This is a genomic window from Alphaproteobacteria bacterium, assembly GCA_016124955.1.
Classification (GTDB): domain Bacteria; phylum Pseudomonadota; class Alphaproteobacteria; order UBA9219; family RFNS01; genus RI-461.
The window spans coordinates 39,824-62,268 of record WGMR01000007.1 but is presented as its reverse complement, the minus strand read 5'-3'; the positions used below and the strand labels follow the sequence as shown (position 1 = coordinate 62,268).

16 protein-coding genes and 1 pseudogene are annotated in these 22,445 nt (G+C 62.5%); 6 read left to right on the top strand and 11 right to left on the bottom strand.

Features of this window, described 5'->3' with window-relative positions:
* Positions 1–9: 9 nt before the first annotated feature.
* Together GC131_06170 and GC131_06165 are read left to right on the top strand one after the other, a co-directional pair.
* Positions 10–120: pseudogene (locus GC131_06170) on the top strand (energy transducer TonB).
* Positions 121–2,741: 2,621 nt separating this feature from the next.
* Entirely contained in the window at positions 2,742–6,965 is a 4,224-nt protein-coding gene (locus GC131_06165) for a hypothetical protein (protein ID MBI1273650.1), read from the top strand.
* An 86-nt stretch (positions 6,966–7,051) separates the two neighbouring features.
* Here GC131_06165 and GC131_06160 read toward each other — a convergent pair whose 3' ends face one another.
* A complete protein-coding gene (locus GC131_06160) occupies positions 7,052–7,600 on the bottom strand; it encodes a DNA-binding protein (GenBank protein MBI1273649.1) in 549 nt (182 codons plus the stop codon).
* A 437-nt stretch (positions 7,601–8,037) separates the two neighbouring features.
* On the opposite strand from GC131_06160, the gene GC131_06155 reads away from it, so the two are divergent.
* The gene (locus GC131_06155) at positions 8,038–8,877 is read left to right on the top strand and encodes a hypothetical protein (protein MBI1273648.1); all 840 of its coding nucleotides are present in this window, start codon (positions 8,038–8,040) and stop codon (positions 8,875–8,877) included.
* A 12-nt stretch (positions 8,878–8,889) separates the two neighbouring features.
* Here the strand turns inward: GC131_06155 and GC131_06150 are convergent, their stop codons facing one another.
* The 3 genes from GC131_06150 to GC131_06140 form a co-directional block, all read right to left on the bottom strand.
* A complete protein-coding gene (locus tag GC131_06150) occupies positions 8,890–10,440 on the bottom strand; it encodes a tetratricopeptide repeat protein (GenBank protein MBI1273647.1) in 1,551 nt (516 codons plus the stop codon).
* A gap of 117 nt (positions 10,441–10,557) precedes the next feature.
* On the bottom strand, positions 10,558–10,890 hold the full coding sequence (locus GC131_06145; GenBank protein MBI1273646.1) for a hypothetical protein: 333 nt from the start codon (positions 10,888–10,890) through the stop codon (positions 10,558–10,560).
* 206 nt (positions 10,891–11,096) lie between these two features.
* Positions 11,097–11,471 (bottom strand): hypothetical protein, encoded by a 375-nt coding sequence (locus GC131_06140; GenBank protein ID MBI1273645.1) that lies wholly within the window; start codon positions 11,469–11,471, stop codon positions 11,097–11,099.
* Positions 11,472–11,495: 24 nt separating this feature from the next.
* Between GC131_06140 and GC131_06135 the strand changes: the two genes are divergently transcribed.
* The 3 genes from GC131_06135 to flaF all read left to right on the top strand — a co-directional run bounded on the left by GC131_06135 (position 11,496) and on the right by flaF (position 13,372).
* Positions 11,496–12,311 carry a flagellin gene (locus tag GC131_06135; GenBank protein ID MBI1273644.1) on the top strand — a complete coding sequence of 272 codons (816 nt, stop codon included), beginning with the start codon at positions 11,496–11,498 and terminating at the stop codon, positions 12,309–12,311.
* Between the two features lie 125 nt (positions 12,312–12,436).
* Complete coding sequence (locus GC131_06130) at positions 12,437–12,889, top strand: hypothetical protein (GenBank protein MBI1273643.1); 453 nt, start codon at positions 12,437–12,439, stop codon at positions 12,887–12,889.
* Positions 12,890–12,928: 39 nt separating this feature from the next.
* The gene (flaF, locus tag GC131_06125; GenBank protein MBI1273642.1) at positions 12,929–13,372 is read left to right on the top strand and encodes a flagellar biosynthesis regulator FlaF; all 444 of its coding nucleotides are present in this window, start codon (positions 12,929–12,931) and stop codon (positions 13,370–13,372) included.
* 3 nt (positions 13,373–13,375) lie between these two features.
* Here the strand turns inward: flaF and GC131_06120 are convergent, their stop codons facing one another.
* The 7 genes from GC131_06120 to GC131_06090 all read right to left on the bottom strand — a co-directional run bounded on the left by GC131_06120 (position 13,376) and on the right by GC131_06090 (position 22,415).
* Positions 13,376–15,001, bottom strand: coding sequence for a tetratricopeptide repeat protein (locus GC131_06120; GenBank protein ID MBI1273641.1), 1,626 nt, complete (start codon positions 14,999–15,001; stop codon positions 13,376–13,378).
* A gap of 57 nt (positions 15,002–15,058) precedes the next feature.
* A complete protein-coding gene (locus tag GC131_06115) occupies positions 15,059–16,564 on the bottom strand; it encodes a hypothetical protein (GenBank protein MBI1273640.1) in 1,506 nt (501 codons plus the stop codon).
* 23 nt (positions 16,565–16,587) lie between these two features.
* Complete coding sequence (locus GC131_06110; GenBank protein MBI1273639.1) at positions 16,588–17,553, bottom strand: hypothetical protein; 966 nt, start codon at positions 17,551–17,553, stop codon at positions 16,588–16,590.
* Between the two features lie 2 nt (positions 17,554–17,555).
* A complete protein-coding gene (flgK, locus tag GC131_06105) occupies positions 17,556–18,959 on the bottom strand; it encodes a flagellar hook-associated protein FlgK (GenBank protein MBI1273638.1) in 1,404 nt (467 codons plus the stop codon).
* A 61-nt stretch (positions 18,960–19,020) separates the two neighbouring features.
* The gene (locus tag GC131_06100) at positions 19,021–20,358 is read right to left on the bottom strand and encodes a flagellar hook-basal body complex protein (protein ID MBI1273637.1); all 1,338 of its coding nucleotides are present in this window, start codon (positions 20,356–20,358) and stop codon (positions 19,021–19,023) included.
* A 214-nt stretch (positions 20,359–20,572) separates the two neighbouring features.
* Positions 20,573–21,538 carry an EamA family transporter gene (locus GC131_06095; GenBank protein MBI1273636.1) on the bottom strand — a complete coding sequence of 322 codons (966 nt, stop codon included), beginning with the start codon at positions 21,536–21,538 and terminating at the stop codon, positions 20,573–20,575.
* 148 nt (positions 21,539–21,686) lie between these two features.
* Positions 21,687–22,415, bottom strand: a complete 729-nt coding sequence (locus GC131_06090; protein ID MBI1273635.1) for a hypothetical protein — start codon at positions 22,413–22,415, stop codon at positions 21,687–21,689.
* Between the last annotated feature and the right edge of the window lie 30 nt (positions 22,416–22,445).

The window sequence follows — 22,445 nt, the reverse complement described above, 5'->3', positions numbered from 1 at the left end:
AAAACCGAACCCGCGCCGCCGCCGCCCGAACCGGCACCGCCTTCCGCACCCACACCTGCACCCGCAAAAGCCGAACCCGCGCCGCCAGCTTTGGAAAAGCCCGGCCCGGGCCCGGGCGCGCCTGAATTGCTGATCGATACAACCTCGGGCCCGCTAACCCAGCCTCCGCCGCCCGCGCCGCCGCCCGTACCCGAACCCGAACCCGTCAAGGAAGAACCGGCGGCCACGCCGCCCCCGCCGCGCAGCGAACTGGGCGCGGAAACCGCGGTGCCGGATGACGGCACCGGCATCCTTCAGCTCGCCGATAGCGGCGACGCCGCGATCAGCGTGGCGCGTTTCGATATCGGCGTCAGCATGGCGATCGCGGTCTATGAACGCGGTGGCTACGCCTACATCATCCTCGATCGCAAGCTGCCGGAAGATCAGGCCAACACGCTGGCCGGCCAGCCGCGCGGCAAACTGCAACGCCTGCGGCTGCCCGGCGTCACCGGCTATCGCTTCCGCATGGCGGCCGAAGCCACGCTGCAGGTCCGGCGCGAAGGTACGGGCTGGGATGTGCGCCTCGCTAAAACCCGGCAGGTAATCCCGATCACGCTGGCGCTGGTGCCGGAACCCGATTACGCGCTCGGCGCGCGCCTTATCCTGCCGGTGGTGGACGCCGCCGAACCCGTGCGCATGAATGATCCGGTCACGGGGGAAGCGCTGATCGTCGTGCCGCTGCCGCGCCCGGGAGAAATGGCCGCGATCCCGCGCGGCTTCGCCGATCTCGATGTGCTGCCGACCGCGCAAGGCATGGTGATCCGGCCGGTCAACGAAAACGTGGTCGCGCGCCATACGCCGGACGGTATCGAAATTACGGCCAAGAACGGCCTCAAGCTCTCGCCACCCTCCGATACCGGTCAGCGCGGCAAGGGACAGTTGGCGTCAGGTACGGGTGCGCCCAAACTGCGGCTTTTCGATCTCAATACATGGCGCGGCAAGCCGGGGGAAAGCTTCACCACCGCGCGCCAGCGCCTGTCGCAAACCATCGTCGATGTGCCGGATGTCGAGCGCGACCGCGCACGGCTCGAACTCGCCCGGCTATATTTTGCCAACGGCATGGCGCTCGAATCGCTCGGCCTGCTCAAGATGCTGGAAGAACGGCTGCCGGCGCTGACCTCGCGGCCCGAATTCGTGGCCCTGCGCGGCGCGGCGCGTATTGTGGGCGATGATATGGTCGGCGGGCTCGCCGATCTCGATCATGACGACCTGAAGGGCGAAGACGAAATTCCGCTCTGGCGCGCCTATGCGCTCGCCAAGCAACGCTTGTTTGCGCCCGCCTACCCGCTCTTCAAAAGCACCTTGCGCGTGCTCGAACAGTATCCGGAGCCGTTCTTCAGCCGCATGACGGTGATGGCGATCGAAACCGCGCTGGCGCAGGATCGGGCGCGCGAAGCGTACGATTGGCTCGATCAGCTCGGCAACAAACGCCCCGATGCGCGGCTCGACGATCTGCCGGCCATCAAATATCTGCGCGGCGTGATCGAACATCAGTTCAATCGCGATGACCATGCCCGCACCTATTGGCACGAAGTTGCGATTGGCAACGACAGGCTTTACCGCACACGGGCCGAGCTGGCCTTGATCGATCTTGATGTCGCCGAAGGCAACATGCAGCCGCTCGATGCCGCCAAGCGGCTTGAAGGAATGCGTTACAGCTGGCGCGGCGACGAACTCGAACTCGATATTTTAAGCCGCCTCGGCGGTTACTATCTTGATGGCGGCAAATACAAGGAAGGCCTGACCACGCTCGGCCACGGCATCCAGATGCACCCGGATAGCCCGCAGGTGCGCGATGTGCATGAACGCATGGTCGAAAGTTTCCGCGCCATTTTTATTGAAAATGCCGCGCCGGACCTTTCGCCGATTGAGGCGCTGGCGCTCTATGAGGAATTCCGTGATCTGATCCCGCCCGGCCCTGATGGCGAAGCCGTGGTCCGCAACCTTGCCGAACGGCTGGTGTCGATCGATCTGCTCGATCAGGCGGCCGATCTGCTGACCGCGCAGGTCCGGGAACGGCTGAAAGGCGAACGCAAGGCCGAGGTCGGTGCGCGGCTCGCGGGCATTCGCCTGCTCGATCAAAAGCCCGAACTGGCGCTCACCGCGCTCGAAATCAGCACGGCCGAGGATGTGAGCGAAAAAGTGAAATCCGAACGCCGGTATTTGCGCGCACGGGCGCTGTCCGAACTGGGCCGCGACCAGGATGCGCTGTTGCTGCTCGCCAACGACGGCAGCGAACAGGCGCGCATGCTGCATGCCGATATCGCGTGGCGCGCCAAGCACTGGTCCGAAGCGGCCGAAGTGCTTGACAGCCTCGTCGGTCCGCCGCCCGATCCGGGCACGCAGCTCAAGCCCGATCGCATCCAGTTCATTATCAACCGTGCCACCGCGCTGGCGCTGGCGGCCGACCAGCAGGCGCTCAACCGCCTGGCAATCGATTTCGGCCCCGCCATGGCGGGCACGCCGCAAAACGAGGTGTTCCGCCTGCTCACCCGCACCAAGGCCGACAACATCCAGGATCTCGCGGTGCTGCAATCCAAGATGGGCGAGGTCGATATGTTCCGCAACTTCCTCAACCAGTATCGCGCGGGCGACGAAATGCCCGCCGAAGGCGCGCCCGCGGAAGCCACAGAAGCCGCACCCTGATCGCACGCCGCAAGCGCCAATTTCCTTTGCGTATAAAACGGTCTAGATTGCGCGTCATGTTTCTGAGCCCGCCACAAATCCGCACGAAATTTTTCCTGCGCGCGCTGCTGCCCGCACTTTTGCCGGCACTGTGCGTATGGCTTGCCTGCGCCGCCGGGGCGCGGGCGGCAGAACGGGCGCCCCGGCCGCAAACGGCGGGCGCGGCCGCGCTGGCGTTCCGGAGCGGCGGCGCGCTCCTGCCGGGGCCGGAAGAAGGCGGGCCGGTGCTGCATACGGTCGGCGTGCAGCTGGTGCGGCTGGCTTTATACGAACTGAAGGACCGCGAAGCGATCGAACGCATGGCGCGCATCCGCCGCCAGCAAGGCCTTGGCGACGATAACGCAGCAGGCCTGCTGGCCGCGCAAGGCGATATCATTTGGCGCGGCACAATGGTCACGGGCGCGGAAGACGGCAAGGCGGTTGACCGCGCCGTTCCCGCCGCCGCCATGGCGGGCGGCGCGCGCGGCATGCGCCGCGGCGTTTATGTGCTTGAAGCGTCCGATGCTGCGGTGCCCGGCAAGCATGCGGCCTATTGGTTTACGGTCAGCGATATCCTGCTTACCGCCGTTACCGCCGAAGATGGCTGGCACTTCTATGCGCGCAACCGCGCAACCGGCGCGGCCTATGCAGACGTTACGTTGCGGCTTGGCGGCGCGGAACATGCGGGCCTCGCGTCCGCCGTGACGGATGCGCAAGGCCATGCCTTTGTTGCCGCGCTTGAGCCAGAATTTACGCCCAACAACGATCGCGTGCGCCACGTTCTGGCCTACGGGCCGGATGGCGGCGTAACCGCGCTTGAGCTGGAAGACGAACACCCGGCGCCCGAGCCCGGCCCCTCCATGCTGTTCGCGGACCGCGGGCGCTACCGTCCGGGCCAGCCCGTTATTTTGACCGGCATCGCCCCGCCCGCCGGCGCGGCGGCGCAAAATATCCGCAAGCAGGCGGCGCGCGAAACCGTCGCGCCGGGCGCATTCGTGCAAATTATACGCGCGGGCGGCCTTGTGATGGCGGAACTGCCTTTGGAAAGCGCCAGCGGGCTTGTCGGCACGGAATACACGCTGCCAGCCTGGGCGCCGACCGGGAAATGGGAAGCGCGGCTGCTGGATGCGAGCGGCAAAATGCTGGCGGTCGCGCCTTTCGATGTCGATGACGGGCAAGGCGCGCTGGATGTCGGTATCGAAAGCGCGCAGCACAATGTGCGCGGCGGGGAAAGCGTTTCTCTGCAACTGCATGTGAAAGACACCGCCGGGCGGGCGGCTGCGCATATAAGCGGGCGGCTATGGGCGCACTGGCGCGCGACACGCAAGCCTTTCGCGGCCGTGCAGGCAGGCACGCCGGCCGAGGCGGCCGAATACGGCATTTACGCCGCAGGCGGAACCGAACCCGTTCCGGTCGCATCCTTCACGACCGACGCGCAGGGCGCGGCGCAAGTCGCCGTAAAACTGCCGCCCGCGCCCGAAGCGGCGCACACGCCGATGGAAGCCGTTATCGCCGCGCGGCTCGCGCCGCCGCTGCAGGCGGCGGAAACGAACGCGCCGTTGGCACTTTCCCGCATCCCGCAGCCGGTCGCGATCGGCATTATCCCGGCCTTTCCGGGCCATGCGGTGCCTGAAAACGCGCTCGCCGGTTTTACCCTTATCGCCGCCGACGCCGCCGGGCGGCGTATCCCGCTGCCCGCGCTGACCTACGAACTGGTCGAAGAACAGCAACATTTTACCTGGTACCAGCATGAAGGCCAGTGGCAATACCGCGCCGCGCCGCACGATCTGTTCATCGCGCGCGGCAAGCTCGGCGGCGCGGGCGGCATGCAGACGGGGCTTGAACTTCCGGTGCATGCGGGCCACTACCGGCTCGATGTCTTCAGCGAAGGCCGGGCGAGCATGAGCGCGCTGCGTTTCAGCGCCGGCTGGTGGCTTGAAAGCAAGCAAAGCCTGGCGGCGGGCAAGGTCAAGCTCAGCGTCATGGAACAGGCGTTGCGGCCGGGCGACAAGGGCTGGCTGTTCGTGGCGCCGCCTTGGCCCGCACGCGTGATGCTTGTGCTGGCCGATAATAAAGTACGGCAGGTGATCGATCGCACCGTGGGCGAAGACGGCGCGTTCATCGAGGTTGCCAGCGGCGCGGATTGGCGGCGCGGCGTCAATGTTCTTGCGGTCGCGACCGAGCAAACCGGCGTAAACGACGGCGAGGCCCGCCGCGCCGAAGGCACGGCTTGGTTCCCGCTCAGCGCCGCGACCGAAACCGTCACCCTGGCGCTGCCCGAAGATATGCGCGCGGACGGGACCGCCGCCATTCCCGTAAACGTCACCGATAACGGCGAACAAACCGCCGTCCGTATCGTTGCCGTGCCGCTGGCCCGCAGCGAAACGACGCGCTTTGCGCCCATAAGCGATGCGTGGCAGCGCCCGGCGCCCGTGCGCGTTGCCTTGCGCGATAGCGATGGTTTTGTGTTTTCGCCCGCACAAGCCGAAACAACCGGTAAAAGCGCGGCCTTTCCCCCGGCCGCCCGTGCCGGAAGCACCGCCAGCGCAGTTGTGCGCACCGATCGTGCCGGCATCGCCGCCGCGCAAATCCGGCTGCCGGATAGCGCGGGCGCAACGCTTTTCTATGCCATCGTGCAGAACGGCGATGCGGTGCAGGAAGTGAACGCGCATGCCATGCTGGCCGCGAAACCTTTGGAAGATACGGACGCGAAGAAGCCCGCGGTCATTTCTGGCGCCGCGCCCGCGCAAGCCATGGAGCAATATTGCCTGCCGCCCATAGGGCCGGGCGAAAACGCGAACGCGGCGGCGGCGAAAAGCTTGCACGGAAAATTGCAAGGCATGGAAAAAGCGGGCAAAGCGCCGGACACGCTGAAAATCGCGCTTTCGTCCGTTGGCGGCGCGCCCTTTCTTTCCATCCTCGCCGGCCTGCCGCGCCTGAATGCGGCGGCGACGCAGGATATGGCCGAAATTATCGTCGCGTTGCGGCTTGCGGCCGGGCTGCCGGGGGATTTGCCGTACACGCGCACGGTGATCGAACGCAGGCGCGCACAGCTGACGGCATCGCTGCTGCAGCGCCAGCAGGGCGATGGCGGTTTCGCGGTTTCGCCGCACGGACGGGAAAGCGACCTTGCCGCCACGGCGGGCGCCCTGATGGCAATGGCGGAAAACCCTGCGGCGCCGCCGGTGCTGGCGCGGCAAGCGGCGGACTGGGTCATCAAACGGCTCGATCAGAACTGGGAAGTGGAGCGCGAACTGGAAGCGCGCGCGCTTGCCTTCTACGCGCTGGCACAGTCGCCCGAAGCCGTGCCGCCCGCCGCATGGAACAGCGCTTTGCATTATTTTATCAGCAATTTCGGCAATGCCGCGCGCATGGCGCCGGCCGAAGCGCAAATTGCCTTCGCGCTCGCACGGGGCGGCGCGGCTTCGGAAGCGAGCGAATACCGCACGCGCGCGCTGGCGCAAATGCCTTCTTTGTTGCGCGATCACCCTCATGCCGCGCTGGCCACCGTTGCCTTGCTTTCGGGCGATGACGATACCGCCAACAACGAACTGTTGCCGCTGTGGGATGAACTTGGCCCGCGTATCGACCCCGCACAAACCGGCGATATTACGCGCGCGCGGCTGGCCGCCTTGTTCATGCGGCTTTTGCGCCGCGCCGGCGTTTGGGAATATGCGACCGGCGGCGGCGAACCCGACAGGGTCGCGGGCCTGCGCCTGCTCGGTTATGGCGGAAAAGACGGCCCGCTTGCGCTTGCCAATCGCGGCACGCGGGCTCTGCACGCTTGCGCGCTTGTACCCGCAACCGGCAAACGCGCGCCCGCGAAAGACGGCGTGCGTATCGCGCGGCGGCTGTTCAGGATCGATGGCGGCATGCTGGCGCGCGCCGCCAAGCTAGAAAACGGCGCGGCCTATGTCGTTCTTATCGACGGCACGTTTACGCGCCCGCCGCAGGGCACAACGCTTGTCATCAAGGATGCCTTGCCGCGCGGGCTCGCGCCCGCCGGTTTGCCGCTGGCGGAAGGCGCGCAATCGGGACAGTTCAGATGGATGCCGCATCTGTCGGCGCAGATCGCTTCGGCGGCAGGCGCCGGCGCTGCCACCGCAAAGCTCGCGCCGCTGCAAGGGCGGGATTTTCACTTCGCCTATCTGGTGCGCGCGGCGCGCAAGGGCGGCTATAGCTGGCCCGCCGCCAATGTCAGCGATGGCGAAACCGGCGCAATACTGGCACGCAGCGAAGCCGCGCGCATCAGCGTGGAATAAATCTTCCCTGAAACAGAAATTCGTTTTTTAGGGATGCGCAGGCACGGAAGCGCGGAACGCGCTTTCAGATGTCCGGGATAGCCGTTTTATTCGGCGGACTGGATCCAGGTCGCTTCGCGGCCCTTGGAAGCCGTCTGCACCTTCATTTGCACGCGTTGACCGGGCTGCAAGTCGGCGAGGCCGGCGGTGCGCAATATGCTTTTGTGGACGAAGATATCCTTGTCACCATCATCGGCGGTGACGAAACCGAAACCCTTGTCGGGCTTGAACCATTTGACGGTGCCGACAATCTCGATCTCCGGCCCGGTCGGGGCGGGGCGTCCGCCGCCCATGCGCATGCCGCCACCATTGCTGGCGCTTTGCGGGATCGGGGCGGTGCCCAAAACTTCAACGATGCTGGTGACCTGCGGGCCTTTGGCGCCCTGCGCGATTTTAACGGCAAGCTCGGTGCCTTCGGCGATCTGCTGCATCCCGGCGCGGTTAAGCACGGAAATATGGAGGAAGGCGTCTGCGGAACCATCGGCGGGGGCGACAAAGCCGAAACCCTTGGCGCCATTGAACCACTTCACTACCGCTTTCACCTGCTCGCCGTCGTCGGCAAACATGGCGCTACCAGGAGAATCGAAACGGGACACGACAGTCTTTCCTTATCAAGTTACCACCAAAACACCCGTGTACGGTTTTACACCAAATCACGGATACGAAACAATCCCCAATGAGCGCAGGCTACAACCCCATAACGGGGTGCCGGTCGCGCGGCGTTTTACCGTTCAGCTACAATATTTTTAAATGGTAGCAATTGTGTTAACGCTCGCCCCGCAACATGCAAAAGAAGCCGGTTTTTCCACCAAGCCTTTGACTCTGCAAAGATTCGTATGGCTTTAAACAAAAGGGCGGACGGCGATTATGATAAATTTTTCGTAAATACGGCGGCCCCGATAACCATGCTAACCCATTCAACTATATAAGATTGTTGGCATTTTTCAGTCTTTCTTAGCGCCTCAAGGTTAAGATGAAAGGTGGAAAAGACTACCGGAACTGCGGCACAGCCGCAGGGCACAGGGCAGGATATATGCAGGCGCTGAACAAAAAAATACCGCTTCGTGGCACGCTTCTTCTGGGCGCGATGCTGATGCTTGCCATGCCGCCGCACGCCGGGGCCGCAGACATTGATCCTTTCGGTGCGATCAACAGCGGCTGGAAGGATATTGATGCCGTCGATTTCGATGCGCTTGAAGCGCCGGACGTTGCGGAAAGCGAAGGCACGGCAGCAGAAGGCGAAGCCGCGCCCGCGCCTGCAATGCAGGCGGTCATCGAACGCATCAACCCGCCCCCGCCGCCAAGCTGGCAACGCGTGATCAGCAGCCTGCCACCCGAAGACAAGACCGGCGAAGAGGCCGCGGAAGCCGCTGACGAAGAAGATTTCCGCGTGTTTTCAACCTTCAATGAAAAAGAAAATGCCTCGGTCGTCCCGGGGCAGCTCGATCCCTACAACTGGCATGATGCCAGCAAGGTAGCCAGCAAGGTGATTGTGCCGAAGGAGCGCGCCTTCGTCCGTCTTAGCAGCATGCCGCCGATTTATACCGGTGCGCCTGAAAAGGCGGGTGCGGAAAACAAGGAAGGCGCGGCGCAGAAACCCGCGCAAAAACCTGCGCTGATGCAGCAAGCCAGCGCGGCACAATGCGCGCCCGCCGCCGCGCCGCCGCCGCCGGTTCAGAAAACGCCCGAAGAAATCGTTGCGACCCGCCTGACCCGCGCGATGGAACTTGACCGCCAGACATTGCAAGCGCTGCGCGATGCGGTGCGCGAACTCGGCTTGCAAAAGGAGCTTGATTTCATTCCCATGGGCGATGACAAGGCCGCGCCGCAAAACAAGCCCGCCCCGAAAATGGATATGCCGGCGGGCACATAAACGCCGCGCCCGTCACCGCGCCATATTTTCCGCAATTCGTTCGACAAGCCCGCGCCACGCGCCCGGCGCGTCCTGCCGCCAAAGCGTCAAGGCCGGGTACCACGGGCTATCGCCGCGTTCGGCCTGCCAGTGCGGCGGGGCGGCACCGCCATGCGGCACAAGCACATCCGCCGTTTTGCCAAGCGCGCCCGCCACATGCGCGGTCGCGTTGCTGACCGTCACAATCCGGTCCATCGCCGCCGCCTGCGCCATGAAAGCATCCATGTCGCGCAGCGGATCGATCGCATCGTCATGCAGCACTGTCGCGCCCGCGGCGCGCGCGGCTTCCAGTTCGGCTTTACAATCGCCATACTGTAAACTGACGCACACGATGCCGGGCGCGCGCAAAAGCGCCTCCCAATCTTGCAGGTCGGAGCTTTTCGGATCGCTGTATTTATACGGCTTTGAACGCCACGAAATGCCGACCAGCGTCTTCCCCTCCCCCGCCTGTGCCGCATAATCGGCACGAAGGGCGGCGGCGCGCGGCGCATCGGCCTTCAGATAACCTTCGTGGCGCGGAAAATCTTTTTCGCCGTTGCGGAAAATGCCGCCAAGACTGGCGAACGGAATTTGCGCCGCAATGTCGCCCGCGGCGCAGCGCGGGTCGGGCGGGTCCGCCGGGCTGCGCCGCGCAATGCATTGCACGCCCGGAAATGACCGCGCAAAAATTTCAACCAGCCGCGCATCGCATTCCGCGACAAGCCGGGCGCAACGCCCGGCCGCTTCGGGCAAAAGCGCGCCATACATAATCTCTTCGCCGATACCCTGTTCGGCCCACACAAGCAGCGCCCCGCCGGTCTTCTCGCCCCGCCAGCGGGGCTGCGCGAAACCGCGCGCCGCTACCATGGCCGGTTCGCCGGGCGCAGCGGCAAAGCGCGCCTCGTAAAGCGGCCAGGCCGCGCCAAGCCGCCCGGCGCGGAAGAAATCGTTCGCCTGCGCCACCAGCAGGCGCGGCCGGTCGCCCAATTGCGCGCGCGCAGCCCCGCGCATTCTTTCCGCTTCGTCATACGCGCCACGGGCCGAAAGCAGCGCGGCAAGGTTGGCAAGCGCCACCGGGTGATCGCCGCGCGCCGCCAGCGCGCGGCGCAGGCTTGTTTCCGCTTCGGCGCGGCGGCCGCGCACATCGTCGATCGTCGCCTGCGTTACCCACAAATCCGGCATGTCGGCGCGCAACGCCAGCGCCTCCCTTATATAGGTGTCTGCCTCATCCAGCCGGCCAAGCTCGTGCAAGGCGCCGGCAAGATTGTTCAAAATGCCCGGGTCGCGCGGGCGCAGGCCAAGCAACTGACGGTATAACAGAACCGCGCCCTCGCTTTGCCCCATATTGTTCATGATGTTGGCCATCATGAACAATATTTCGGGGCTTTGCGGGCTGGCGCGGCGGGCATCGTCCAGCGTTTTCAGCGCGGCCGCCGCATCGCCGGCCTGCAGCTGCGCGCGCGCTTGCGCAAGCGCGGAGGCATGATCCTGGATGGCGGTTGGGTGCTGAAGCGGCATCGCCCGATCATACCGGCCGGGTTTCATGCCCGCAATGTGTTCGCGTGCGGCGCGGATCCGCCGGGTTTATGGAAATGAAGGGCAAATTTCAGGCACAAAAAAACCGCCCGCAGGCGGCCGCACCGAAAAACGGGGCAGATGCCTTTAGGCTGTTACTTCAATTTCTGCGGCGGCCGCTTCGGCATCGACCGAAGGAAGCTGGGTTTCGCTGCGCACGCCGCCTTCCGAGGTCAGGCCGGCCTTCAAATAGGCGACCGTGGCGACCGAAGGTGTTTGCACTTGCACTTCGCCCTTCGAGTCAAGGAACTGAACGATCACGCCTGCGACCGGGTCAGCCTTGATACGCGGCGAAATAGCTTCGCTCGGCGTGGCCGCTTTAATCGACCCGCTCTGCTCGAAGCCCGCGCCTACCGTAGCGGCAGAAAGTCTGCCGCCATAGGCACCGCTACTCCCAATTGAGTTTACCGGTTCCAACATGTTTATCCCCACTGTACGGCCGCCTTGCCTCCCACATACTCCCGGTATCCCCACCAGGGTGACCCATTAGCTTTAGGTCAAATCGGCAATTAGGCAGCGTTAAAATTCTTATATATCAAGTGCTTATATTAACACCCGACTCGAATTCTTCTTCGAGTCACTGAACACCATAACACATCATATTTCACTTGACAAGCACTTTTTTTTCAATTAGCCCGCGTCGCGGGCTTTTCAGCGCCAGCCGCTTGATTCCCTTGCTTATATTTTTTTGTTCTTCGTTCCGTTTTTCGTCGCATTTTGCGGCACGCCTGTTTTTCCGGTTTTCGCGCACGCCAGGCGCGCAAAAACAAAACCGCATCGTGCAAGCAGGCAATAATTTCCCCATGCGGCAAATTTTGCCCGGCAGAAAGATCCGCATGCGGCAGGAATTTCCCGGTGCGCGCCGCCAAGCGTTTGAAAAATATCATGCGCGCGATGTGGCACATTTTTCGCATCATCATACGCGTATCGTTAAAGTTAACTTCACGTTTGTGAGTTACTTTACGAACACTAACCCGCGGAAGGAGTCCGCGCTCATCCAACCTTAGGACAAGGAGTTACATACTATGGCTATTTCTGACGTCTCCCTCTCTCTGTCAGCGCGCAGCAACTTGCTCGCCCTGCAGAATACCTCGAAGCTGCTGGGTATCACCCAGGAGCGTCTCTCGACCGGCCTTAAGGTCAACACCGCGATTGATAACGCTACGGCCTTCTTCGCAAGCCAAAGCTTCCTCAACCGCGCAAACGATCTTAGCCGCGTTAAAGAAAACCTGTCGAGCAACCTGCAAACGGTGAAAGCCGCTTCCAACGCGATCGACAGCATCACCAAGATCGTCGAACAGGCGCAAGGTCTTACCACCTCGGCCCTGCAGACATCCGATACGGCGACCCGTTCGGCCTACGCGACACAGTTCAACGACCTCCGCACCCAGATCGACGCGCTGGTCAACGACGCTGTGTTCAACGGTACGAACCTGTTGGACAGTGACGACCTGACCGTGAACTTCAACGAAGACAACTCCAGCACCCTGACGGTTTCTGGCGTGGACGCTTCGACGACCGGTCTCTCGATCGCCGCTGCCACCAGCAACTTCTCGACAGATAACAGCATCAATACCGCTGCTTCGGCTCTGTCGACCGCACTGGCGACCCTTCGTACCTTTGCGTCCAGCTTTGGTAACGCGGTGTCGGTGATTCAGACGCGTCAAGACTTTACTGACTCGCTGATCAACTCGCTGCAGACGGCTTCGGATAACCTCATCCTGGCCGATCTCAACGAAGAAGGCGCCAACCTGCAGGCCCTCCAGGCCCGTCAGCAGTTGGGTGTCGTTGCGCTGGGTATTTCCGGCCAGCAGTCACAGGCCATTCTGCGGTTGTTCTAATACTGGTAAAGGGAGGACGGGGGAAACCCCGTCCTCCTACTTCCGGAAAAGTGCTGGTGATTTACTTGGTTTTAAGAAACCCGCGGCCATGATGGCCCGGAAAAACTTCTCGAAGGAGTCGAGACATGCCCCTCAAGATCCGCGTAAAACCCGAACAAAAGATTTTCGCCGGCGGCGCCGTCCTCAAAAACGTAGGCACGCGCCCGGCCGATCTTCTCATCCTGTCCGACAGCCCGGTGCTGCGCGACAACTATCTCATGAACATCGATCGCAGCGAAGAATCCGATGCCGCATCGGTCTATTTCCTTCTGCAGGTGATCTACCTGTTCAAGGGCAAGGGCCAGCCGCTCGATGCGCTGGTGATCGAGACAATCGAAAAATTCTGTGCGCTTCATCCCCATCTCAGGGATCAGGTGGTGGAAATCACCCGCTTGCTGCAAAGCGGCGAATCCTTCAAGGCACTGCGCCTTGGTCACAAATTGCTCGCCGATCACGAAGCCGCGAAAGCCAAGCCGGAAGGCGAAGGCGCCGCGGTGCAAACCGGCGCGCAAGAAGCATCACCGGTACCGGTTGCGTAAAATTATAACCCATAACAACACAGTGCAGGAGGCAGTATCATGGTAACCAAATCACCAGTCAGTTCGTACAAAGCTCATCAGCAGGTCAATGAAACGGTGCGCGAAACGGAAGCCAAGGCGTTGCTTAGCTGCGCCAGCCGCCTCCACAAGGCGCAAAACCCGGAAAGCGGGCCCGAGTTTTATCTCGACGCCATTCGCCACAACCAGCAGCTCTGGACCGTGTTCCAGGTCACGCTGTGCGAACCCGATAACCCCCTGCCGCGCGATCTGAAGATCACGTTGCTGAACCTCAGCCGCTTCGTCGATAAGGTATCCTTGCGCGCGCAAGCGGAATACAGCCCCGCCTTGCTCACCAGCCTGATCGACATCAACCGCCAGATCGCGGCGGGCCTGAATGTCCAGACGGGCAAGCCGGAAACCGAGGCGCACGCCGTTCCGGTGGCCGAAAAGACGCAGCCGGGTTCGGTCTCGACCTCGATCTAAGCTTTAGCCTAGCCCGGCGGGCGGCGGCGCATCCTGCAGCGCCGCTCCCGCGGGCGGGGCGAGCACGCTTCTGTCGCCGCCCACAAACTTCTCAAGCTCACCCGTTACATCCGCCATAACAACGCTCCAGTCGCGCGGTGCGCGCTGCCGGAACAGCCGCATGCCCGGATACCAAGGGCTGTCCGTGCGCCCGCGCATCCAGCGCCAATCGGGGCAATAAGGCAAAAGCACCCAGGCCGGGCGCGCCAGCGCGCCCGCCAGATGCACAGGCGCGGTATCGACCGCGACCAGCAAATCGCAACAATCGAGCAAAGCGGCCGTGTCGGAAAAATCGGCGCATTCCTTGCCCGCATCCGAAAGTGCGGGCCAGCGCGCCAGCATATCTTTTGTATCGAAACCCTTCTGCAAAAGCAGAATATGCGGCGCGAAGCGGTCCAGCAGCGGCGCAAGCGTTTCCAGCTGCAGCGAACGGTTATGATCGTTCAAATGGCCGGGGTTGCCGGCCCAGGTAAGCGCGATCTGCGGCCCCGGCCGCGCCGCAAGTTTTTCTTTCCACGCCGCGCGCCGGTTCGCATCGCTCGCCAAATAAGGCGTGTGCGCGGGAATGTTGCCTGTCTTCGCGGCAAACAAAAGCGGCAGGCTTAGCAACCTGTATTGCGCATTAACCTGCGGCAACGCATCGCGCGGCGAAAGCCATGTCGCCTGCGGCGCCAGCGGCCGGCATATATCAAGCAGCGCCGCCTGCACTTCCACCGCCAGCTTCCCGCCGGCGGCGGCGGCGCGCGCGGAAAATTCCGGCACATAGCGAATGAACTGCAGCGTATCGCCGAAACCCTGTTCGGCCCGCAACAATATGGTTTTTCCGTCCAGCGCACCGCCGTCCCAGAACGGCAAGCCATCATAGCGCGGGTCTGGCACGCCGCGCGCTTCGTATAAAGGCAAACCGGCGGCAAAACTGCCAAGCAGCATATGCGCCATCGCTTCGCTCACGCGCGCGGGCTGATGCGCTGGGTCAGCCGCCTGCGCCTGCCGCCAGGCTTCGATCGCTTCTTCGATACGCCCGGCATCGCGCAAAACATTACCGAGCGTATTGAAACAACGCGCATTGCCGGGCATAACCGCCAGCGCGCGTTTGATCGCACCGTGCGCTTCAGCCAGCTCGCCGGTCTTGACCAGCGCCGCCGCCAGCGCCTGCAACAAATTGCCGTCGCGCGGGTGGCTGCGCAGCGCGGCACGATAGGTATCGGCCGCCAGCGCATACTGCCCCTGGGCAAATTGCGCCCCCGCAAGGTTGCTGAAGGCTTCGGCATGCTCGGGGTCGATCGCAAGCGCGGCCCGCGCGGCATCGATCGCGGCCGCATAATCTTTTTGTTCGCGCAGCGTCAGCGCCTTGTTGGCAAGCGCGGCGGGGTTGCGCGGATTGATGGCCAGCGACCGGTCGATCAGCTCGCGCGCCAGCGCGTGCTTGCCGGTTTGCCGCGCCACCACGCCAAGCAGGTGCAACGCATCGGCGTTATCCGGCTCGGTTTGCAATATTTGCTGGTAAAGCCCGGCGGCGCCGCCAAGATCGCCGCCGCGGTGCCGCGCCATCGCCTGTTCAAGTTGTTGCTGTACCGCCGGTTTTGCCATGGCGGCAGTTTAGCAGGGACGATGGTTTAAACAATCCGGGAGGCTTATGCGAATTTATCAGGCTGCCAGCACGCCGAAGGCGTACCAACCCACAAGATCGCGTTCGCACACGTCCGATATAAGGTTGGCGGCGACATCTTCGTCCGGCATCTGCCCGCCCAGCACGGCCATGCTTTGCGTCGGGTCGCTTGCCAGCTTTTGCAAGGCCGGCAAAAGCACATGGGCCGAACCTTCGAACCCGCCCGCCGTCAGCGCCTGTAAAACAAGCGCTTCGCGCGCATCCATGCGGATCGCGCGCCCGGTTACGGTCGAAGCCGCGAGGCGGGCGCGGGCTCCGGTCCCGTCGCGCCAGAAGGCGCGGTTGAAGGGGCCGGCAAGGCAGGGGCGGCCATAATCGGCATCCGTATAGCCGGTATAGGTCGCGCGCATCGGCGTGGCGACGCCGAGCGCAACCAGAAGATGCACCGCCGCGACCACATCCATCGGCGCGAAAAGCTGCCCTGCCGCATCGCGGCTGTCTTCATGATGCAGGAAATCGCCGATCGTAATCGGCATGATCCGCATCAGCTTGATCAGCCTGGCATGCAGCGGCGTGGTCAGATCGTATGTTCTGCCGTTGACGGTAATGCGCGGCGGGATCGCGTCGCCCGGCGCCGGGCTGCCGAAGAAAAAGCCGTTAAACAGCGCGGCAGGGTTGCCGGTCAGCGCGGCCGCAAGCGGGCACCAGATATCGGTCCGGCTGCTGCGGTCGGCCGCGAAATCCTTGGCCGGTTCGTACATCACGCTGTCTTTCATTTTCAGCAAAAGCGCGTGCGCCGCTTCCGGGGTCGAAAGATCCATATAGTTGCTCGCGATGCTTGCATCGCCCACATACATCATCTGGCGCGGCAAAAGCGCCTGCATCGTGCCCATGGTCGCGCTCACAACCGCTCCGGTCGCGGATTCCAGCAGATGCTCGGGCTTGCCTTCGGCCAGCGCCTTATCAAGCAGGGCGCGCGCGGCGGGCACGCGGGCGAAATAGCGCCCGCCCAATGCCTGCAGCTCCTGTACGAATTCCATTTTCTGGCTCTCTTCCAGCAAGGGTTCGAGCACATTGATCAGGTAGCGCAGCGATTCGTCCTGCCGCGCGAAGGGCCGGTAGCGGCATGCGAACAGCCCCTGCGGACCGAGCGTGGCGGCAGAAAGCGTAAACAGCGCCTCGCGGTCCGCATCGGTCAGCGAAAGCGCGGTATCGTCGCAGCAAAGGTAATCGAGCCTGGGAAGCGGCGGCGTCGCGCCCTGCTGCTGTTCCAAAACGCCCGCCGGGTGGCCGGCGGCGATCGCGGCATTGGTCACCACGCCTTGCTGTGCGAGCGAGCGGGCGGCGGCGGCCTCGTTTTCATCTTCCAGGAAGAAAAAGAATTTACCTTCCGGGTTGCTGGCGGCAAGGCACAGCATGTCTTCGGCCGCGCCGGCGCAGAAACGGGCATAGGTGAAGGCCTGGCCCGGCACGCGCGGTTGCACGCCGCGGAGCGCGGCGGCATAGGAAAGTTCCACGGGGCCGAGATCAAGCGATTCCTTCACGTCATTCTCCCTGCTGCGCTGCTTTACCTGAAGTAACCAAGGATGGTCAGACTGGCGAGCTGCGCGGTCACGGCATAGGATGCCTGCAGCTGGGTCTGATAGAAACTTACTTTGGTCGCGACCTCGTTGATATCAACATACTGGATATCCTGAATGTTGTCTTTGATGTCGGAGATCACTTTTTCGTGCAGTTCGCGCGTCTGGTCCAGCGTCGAGGTGTTGGAGGCCACGCGGCTCTGCAACTGGCGCAAATCGGGAAGCGCCGACGCCAGCTCGCTGCGGGCATTGGCCATATAGGTGTCGAAGTTGGCCTGGTCCTGCGTGGCGGCATAGGCCCAGCGCAAACCCTGCACCAGCTCCTGAATGCCGGCTTCGACATTGCGAATGCCGTAGGTAACCGAAAGGCTGTCATCAATCGTGGTCGAAAGCTGGGTCCAGCCGGATACGTTGGTTGCCGTGCCGCCAATGCGTTCGCTGTCCCAGGGCGGCAGCGTGGGCGTCGTCACGGGGTAGGTTTCTGCCGGCGGCAACGCCAGCGAAAGAATATCGCCTGCGGGCGATGTGCCATAGCGCTCGCTGCTGTAAAGATAGCGGTCGCCGATCTTGACGTTAAGATAGCCTTCGACCTGGTTGACAAAGCCGGCAATCTGTTCGGCCACCGCGCCGTTCTGGGCGGCGGTATAATTTTGCGTGTTGTTGATGAGCGCGAGCATCTGGTTGGCCGTATCGCTCATGCCGGCCAGCGTTTTATCATACAGCTCCATGCGCGGCTTTACCGCCTTGATGGCGGAGACATAGGATTCGTGCCGGGTGATGCTGTTGCGGAAATCCAGCAGCTTGCGCGCGTCGGATGTCGAATAATCGTACAGGTTCGAGGATTTGACGCCGGTCGCCAGCTGTTCGGAAAGCTTGGAAAGAATGCTGGCGCTGCCCTGGATCAGCCGGTTTGACTGAAGCTGGATGCCGAGCGATGAAATGCCGTCTGCCATGGCTACCTGCCTATATTGGTCAATGTCTGATACAGCTCGTCGATCACCGAGAGCAGCCGCGCGGCGGCGTTATAGGAGTTTTGCATGATCTGCAGCTGCACCAGTTCCTGGTCAACATTCACGCCGGTATCGTCGTTGTAGCGTTCCTTGTAGAACACTTCCTGCCCTTCGGCGATTTGCGCCGCTTCCTTCGTGATCGAACCGGATTGCTGCAACGAGGCGATGATGTTGGACACCAGGCCGGAATAGCTGACATTGGAAATCGAAAGCCCGTCCAGCGAATAGGTGCGGGTCGTGTCGTTCATGGCCAGCACGACCGCGCCCGCCGCGCTCTTCTTCAGGGCGGTGGTGCCGTTGAACAGCGTGCCGTCTATATCGATATTGGTGCGGCCGCTGCCGGTGAAAAAATCGTTGTCCAGTTCGGCCGGGCTGGCGCCGGCATCAAGCGTGGCGTTGTCATACGCATAGCCGAAAGTGCCTGGCGTCGCGGTATCAAGAAACGCGGCCGCCACGGCATCGAGCTGGTCGCGCAGCTTGCGGATTACTTCCGTGCCGGCGTCGCCGCTCGCGGTGGCCGGGGAACCGTCATAGCGCAGGTTATAAAGCGCTTCGATCTTGCCGCCGGTCAGGTAGCTGGTCACGGCCGTGGTGCTGCCGGTCAGCACCAGATCGGTGCCGTCGAAGGAAAAGTTGCGCGCATCGCCGTCGAGCAACGAATAGCCGTTGCCGGTGTAAAGCGCGATCTGGCCGTTACCGCGGTCGAAGGTCTTGACGTCCATCAGCGTGGCCAGCTTGCGGATCTGAAGATCGCGCTGGTCTTCATAATCGCCGACGGGCTGATTGCGGCCAAGCGCAGTGGCTATCTGGTTGTTGATCGCTTTGACGTTTGTAAGAATGGTGTTGATCTCAACCGCCGTATCCTCGATATCCTGGCGGATCGAACGGTCCATTTCCTCGACGCCTGCGGAAAGACGGCGAATTTCGGCCGCCAGCTCCTTGCCGCGCTGCACCACGGTGCGCTGACGGGTCGGATCTTCGGGTTCGGCTTCAAGTTCGCGCCAGGCCGAAGCAAAATTTTCGATCGCGCTGGAAAGCACGGGGTTGTCGATATTGGTGCCGAAAAGCTGGCCGATCTGGGCAAGATAATCGCTGCGGGTGCCGGCATAGCCGCTATCGGACAGCGAATCGAGCCACGAGCGGCCAACCACGTCGTTGGTGACGCGCATATAGCCGGCGATACGCGCGCCGCCGAAATCGGCGCCGAGCAGCACCGATTCCTGCACCGCGCTTTTGCGGGTGTAGCCGTCCGTATTCGCATTCGAAATATTGTTGGAGATGACCGAGATGTTTTTCTGGATCACCTGCAGCGAATTCAGAGAATTGTTGAGCGCGGAAACCAGCGACATGCGTCACTCCTGAACTAGAACCGTCATCCGACCCTGCCTGTCATTTACGTCCGTAAACCATTTAGCGGACGATGTTGATGACTTCTTCCAGCATCGAGTTGGTGGTGGTGATGGTCCGCGCATTGGCCGAATAGACACGCTGCGACTGGATCATCTTTGTAAATTCGTCGGCGATATCCACGTTGGAGCCTTCCAGCGAGTTGCCGACGATGGTGCCGGCGCCGACCTTGCCCGCAGCGCTGAAGCGCGGCGTGCCCGAATCGATGGTCTTGGCGAAAGCGCCGCCTTCGACGCGTTGCAAGCTGTCGGTGGCGAAGAATTGCACGATCGGGATCTGATAGAAGGTCTTGGACCGGCCGTTATCGTAGTTCAGCACCAGGAAGCCGTTCTTATCGACCGAAAGCGATTGGAACGAACCGCGCGGAATGCCGTTCTGTTCGAAGGTGGTCACCGAAAGGTTTTCGTCCGCGAACTGGGTCAGGCCGGATGCGGTCTGGTAGTCGCCGAAATCGATCGAGATGGTCTGCGCGCCCGCGCCGGCGAAGTTCAGACTGAAGCTCACTTTGGCGTCGGCGCCGGTGCCCGGGTTGGTCACGGTGTAATCGGAACCGGCCACGATGCCCGCGCCGGTGCTGACGCTATAGGCCGAAAGCGTACCGGCGGTGGAACCCGAACTGTCGAAGTTAAACGGAATGGTGACCGAGAAATCGGACGAGGCGCTGACGCCGCCCGGCACATCGACCTGCAACGACCAGGAGTTGGTCGAAGAGTCGCCCACCTTGGTCCAGGTGAAGGTCATGTCGCGCGGGTTACCAAGGTTGTCGAACAGCTGAATGGTGGAAGGCGATGTCGCATAGGCCGTATCCTTGCCGGCGGGCAGGTTGGCCACATAGTTGGCCGACGAAGTCGCGACCGGGTTATCCAAAAGGGCCGAAATCTGAATCGGGTTGGCGGCGGCGGTGTTGACCACGCCCGTATCGTCAACGCTGTAGCCGGTCAGGTAGTAGCCGGCGCCGTTCACGAGGTAGCCGTCCTTGTTCAGCGAATAGTCGCCGCGGCGGGTGAAGAAGTTGGTGTCGGAGAAGGTTGTCAGACCGTCGGAGCCGACGACACCCTGACGCACCGCGAAAAAGCCGTTGCCGGTGATGGCGAGCGCGGTCGAACTTTGCGAGGCGACGAGGTTGCCTTGCAGCGAGTTCTGGTATTTCGGGGTGGCGCGCACGCCGCCCGGATCGTTGACCTGCGCGTTCGAGTTGGTGATCAGCGCCTGGAAGGTCGTATCCACGCGCTTGTAGCCAACCGTCTGGGTGTTGGCGAGGTTATCCGAAATGTTACCGATCGCGCTTGACTGCGCGTTGAGGCCGTTCACGGCGACGGTAAGAGCGGCAAAGAGCGACATGGTTCTTCTCCCTTGGTGGTGTGCGCCCCGCGGCCCTTTGCCGGGCAGGCGCAATAAATCCTGCCCCGTTCGGTGCAAGGCCCGTGCCAAATATTAACCTATTGATTTATATTGATTTTATGTCCGGCAAGGATGATGTTACCGGGCAAAAGCTGCCGCCACTTTGTGCCCTGCGAGGGCCGGAGTGGCCAAAATGGCCCGCCTTCGCGCCCGCCTATTGGAGCGGCGGCGCGGCCGGTACGGGCGGGACGGCACGGCGGCGGCGCGCCACAACCGCTTCGCGCCAGGCGATCATCGCGCTCGCCAGCATCACGATCACGGCGCCAACCACCATGTTGGTGCCCGGCAAATCACCCCAGAAAAAATAGCCGAACGCCCCGCCCCATATGATCGCGGTGTAATTGAAGGGCGTGACGATGGCGGCGGGCGCATAAAAATAGGCGCGGGTGACGAATATCTGCACCGCGACCGCGCACAGGCCGCACAATATAAATAACGGCAGATCATCAAGCGATGGCATCTTCCAGACAAAAGGCATCGGCAGCGCGCACAGCACGGCCGAAAACAGCGAAAAATAAAACACGGTCACCAGCGGCGCTTCGGTGCGCCCGAGCAGACGCAGATTGGTCATGGTCAGGCCAAAGAAAAAAGCGCTGGCGAGCGCGAGCGCAATGCCCGCGCCGCTGATACTTTCGGTATCCGCGCCCGGCTGCAGCATGACGACCACGCCGGCAAACCCGATGATAATGGCGGCCCAGCGCTGCCAGCCGACCTTTTCGCGCAAAAGCACGATCGCGCACAGCGCCGTAAAAATAGGCCCGGAAGCGCTCAGCGACATCGCATCGGCCAGCGGCATCATGGAAAAAGAATAAAAGATGCACAGCATGCAAGTAAGGCCGGTGGCGGTACGAAACAGATGCCATTTCATCTGCTTGGTGCGCATCGTGTGCCAGCCGCCGTGCTTCAGCCTGACATAGGGCGCAAGCACGGCCAACGCAATCAGACAGCGAAAGAACGCCACCTGCAGAATGTCGTAATCCTGCCCCAGCTGCTTCACGAGCGCGGTGATGATGGCAAAAAAGAACGCGCTGAGCAGCATCGCGATAATGCCCTGCAACGGCTGGTCCGCAGGGGGCTGGCCTTGTGCGGGCGCGGTCTGTGTTGGCGCTTGGTTTTCCATGACAAGCCTTTATGCACGCAAGGCAGCATGCGGCGCAATCACGATCACGCGCGCGCCCGGGCCGGGGCACATAAAACCGCCTGTTTGCGGCTCTGCTTCGGGCGAAACCGGTTTCGCCGGGCCGGACAGATTACCGGCTTGGCAAAATTCAGTAGTTGAAGATCCAGTTGGTCGGAATGTGGATGTAGCCGCCGATGATGTTCACGCCCGGGTTCCAGCCGGTGATGCCGGCGTTGGAAAGATGGCTGACGGCGGCGGTTATGCGCATTTCGTTGTCGAAGCGGATACCGGCTTCGAGCTGCGAGCGGAACTCGATCACCGAGCCAAGACGCTTGCCATGGCCACGGTCATATAGGCCGACCGCCTCGCTCCAGGTGATAATAAAGTTATCGCCGATCAGGAAATCGAACGCCAGCCCGCCGAAGCCGTAAAAGGCGCTATCGGTCGTGACATGCATGCCGACGATGGGATGCATCTGCACATACGGGTTCCATGAACGGAAGTAATCGGAAAGCTTGGGCAGCAAAGACATGCCCCAGCGATGCTCGAGCCGGATATCGATCGATTCGTTGCGCGGGTGGTTTTCGTTGAAATCGTAATAGCCGCCGGCGAAGGAAAGCAGATCGGGCAGCGCATAGGGATCGACGACGCGCGGCGGCGGGGTCGGGATCACGCGCGCGGGCGGGGTGGGCGATGCGCGCACGATGCGTTCGCTGCGCGCGGCCATGATCATATCCTGCGCGCGGCTCGGGGCGGCGGCGGCGGGAAGGGCGACAAGAACGAGAAGCGCGGCGAGGATGAGCAGGCGAATACGCATCGGGCAAACCTTTTTTGGAGCCGGTGGGGCGGGAAGTACCAAGGCCGCCACTTTACCCATCCCCCCGCATCCGTGGCAAGGGGGCAGCAA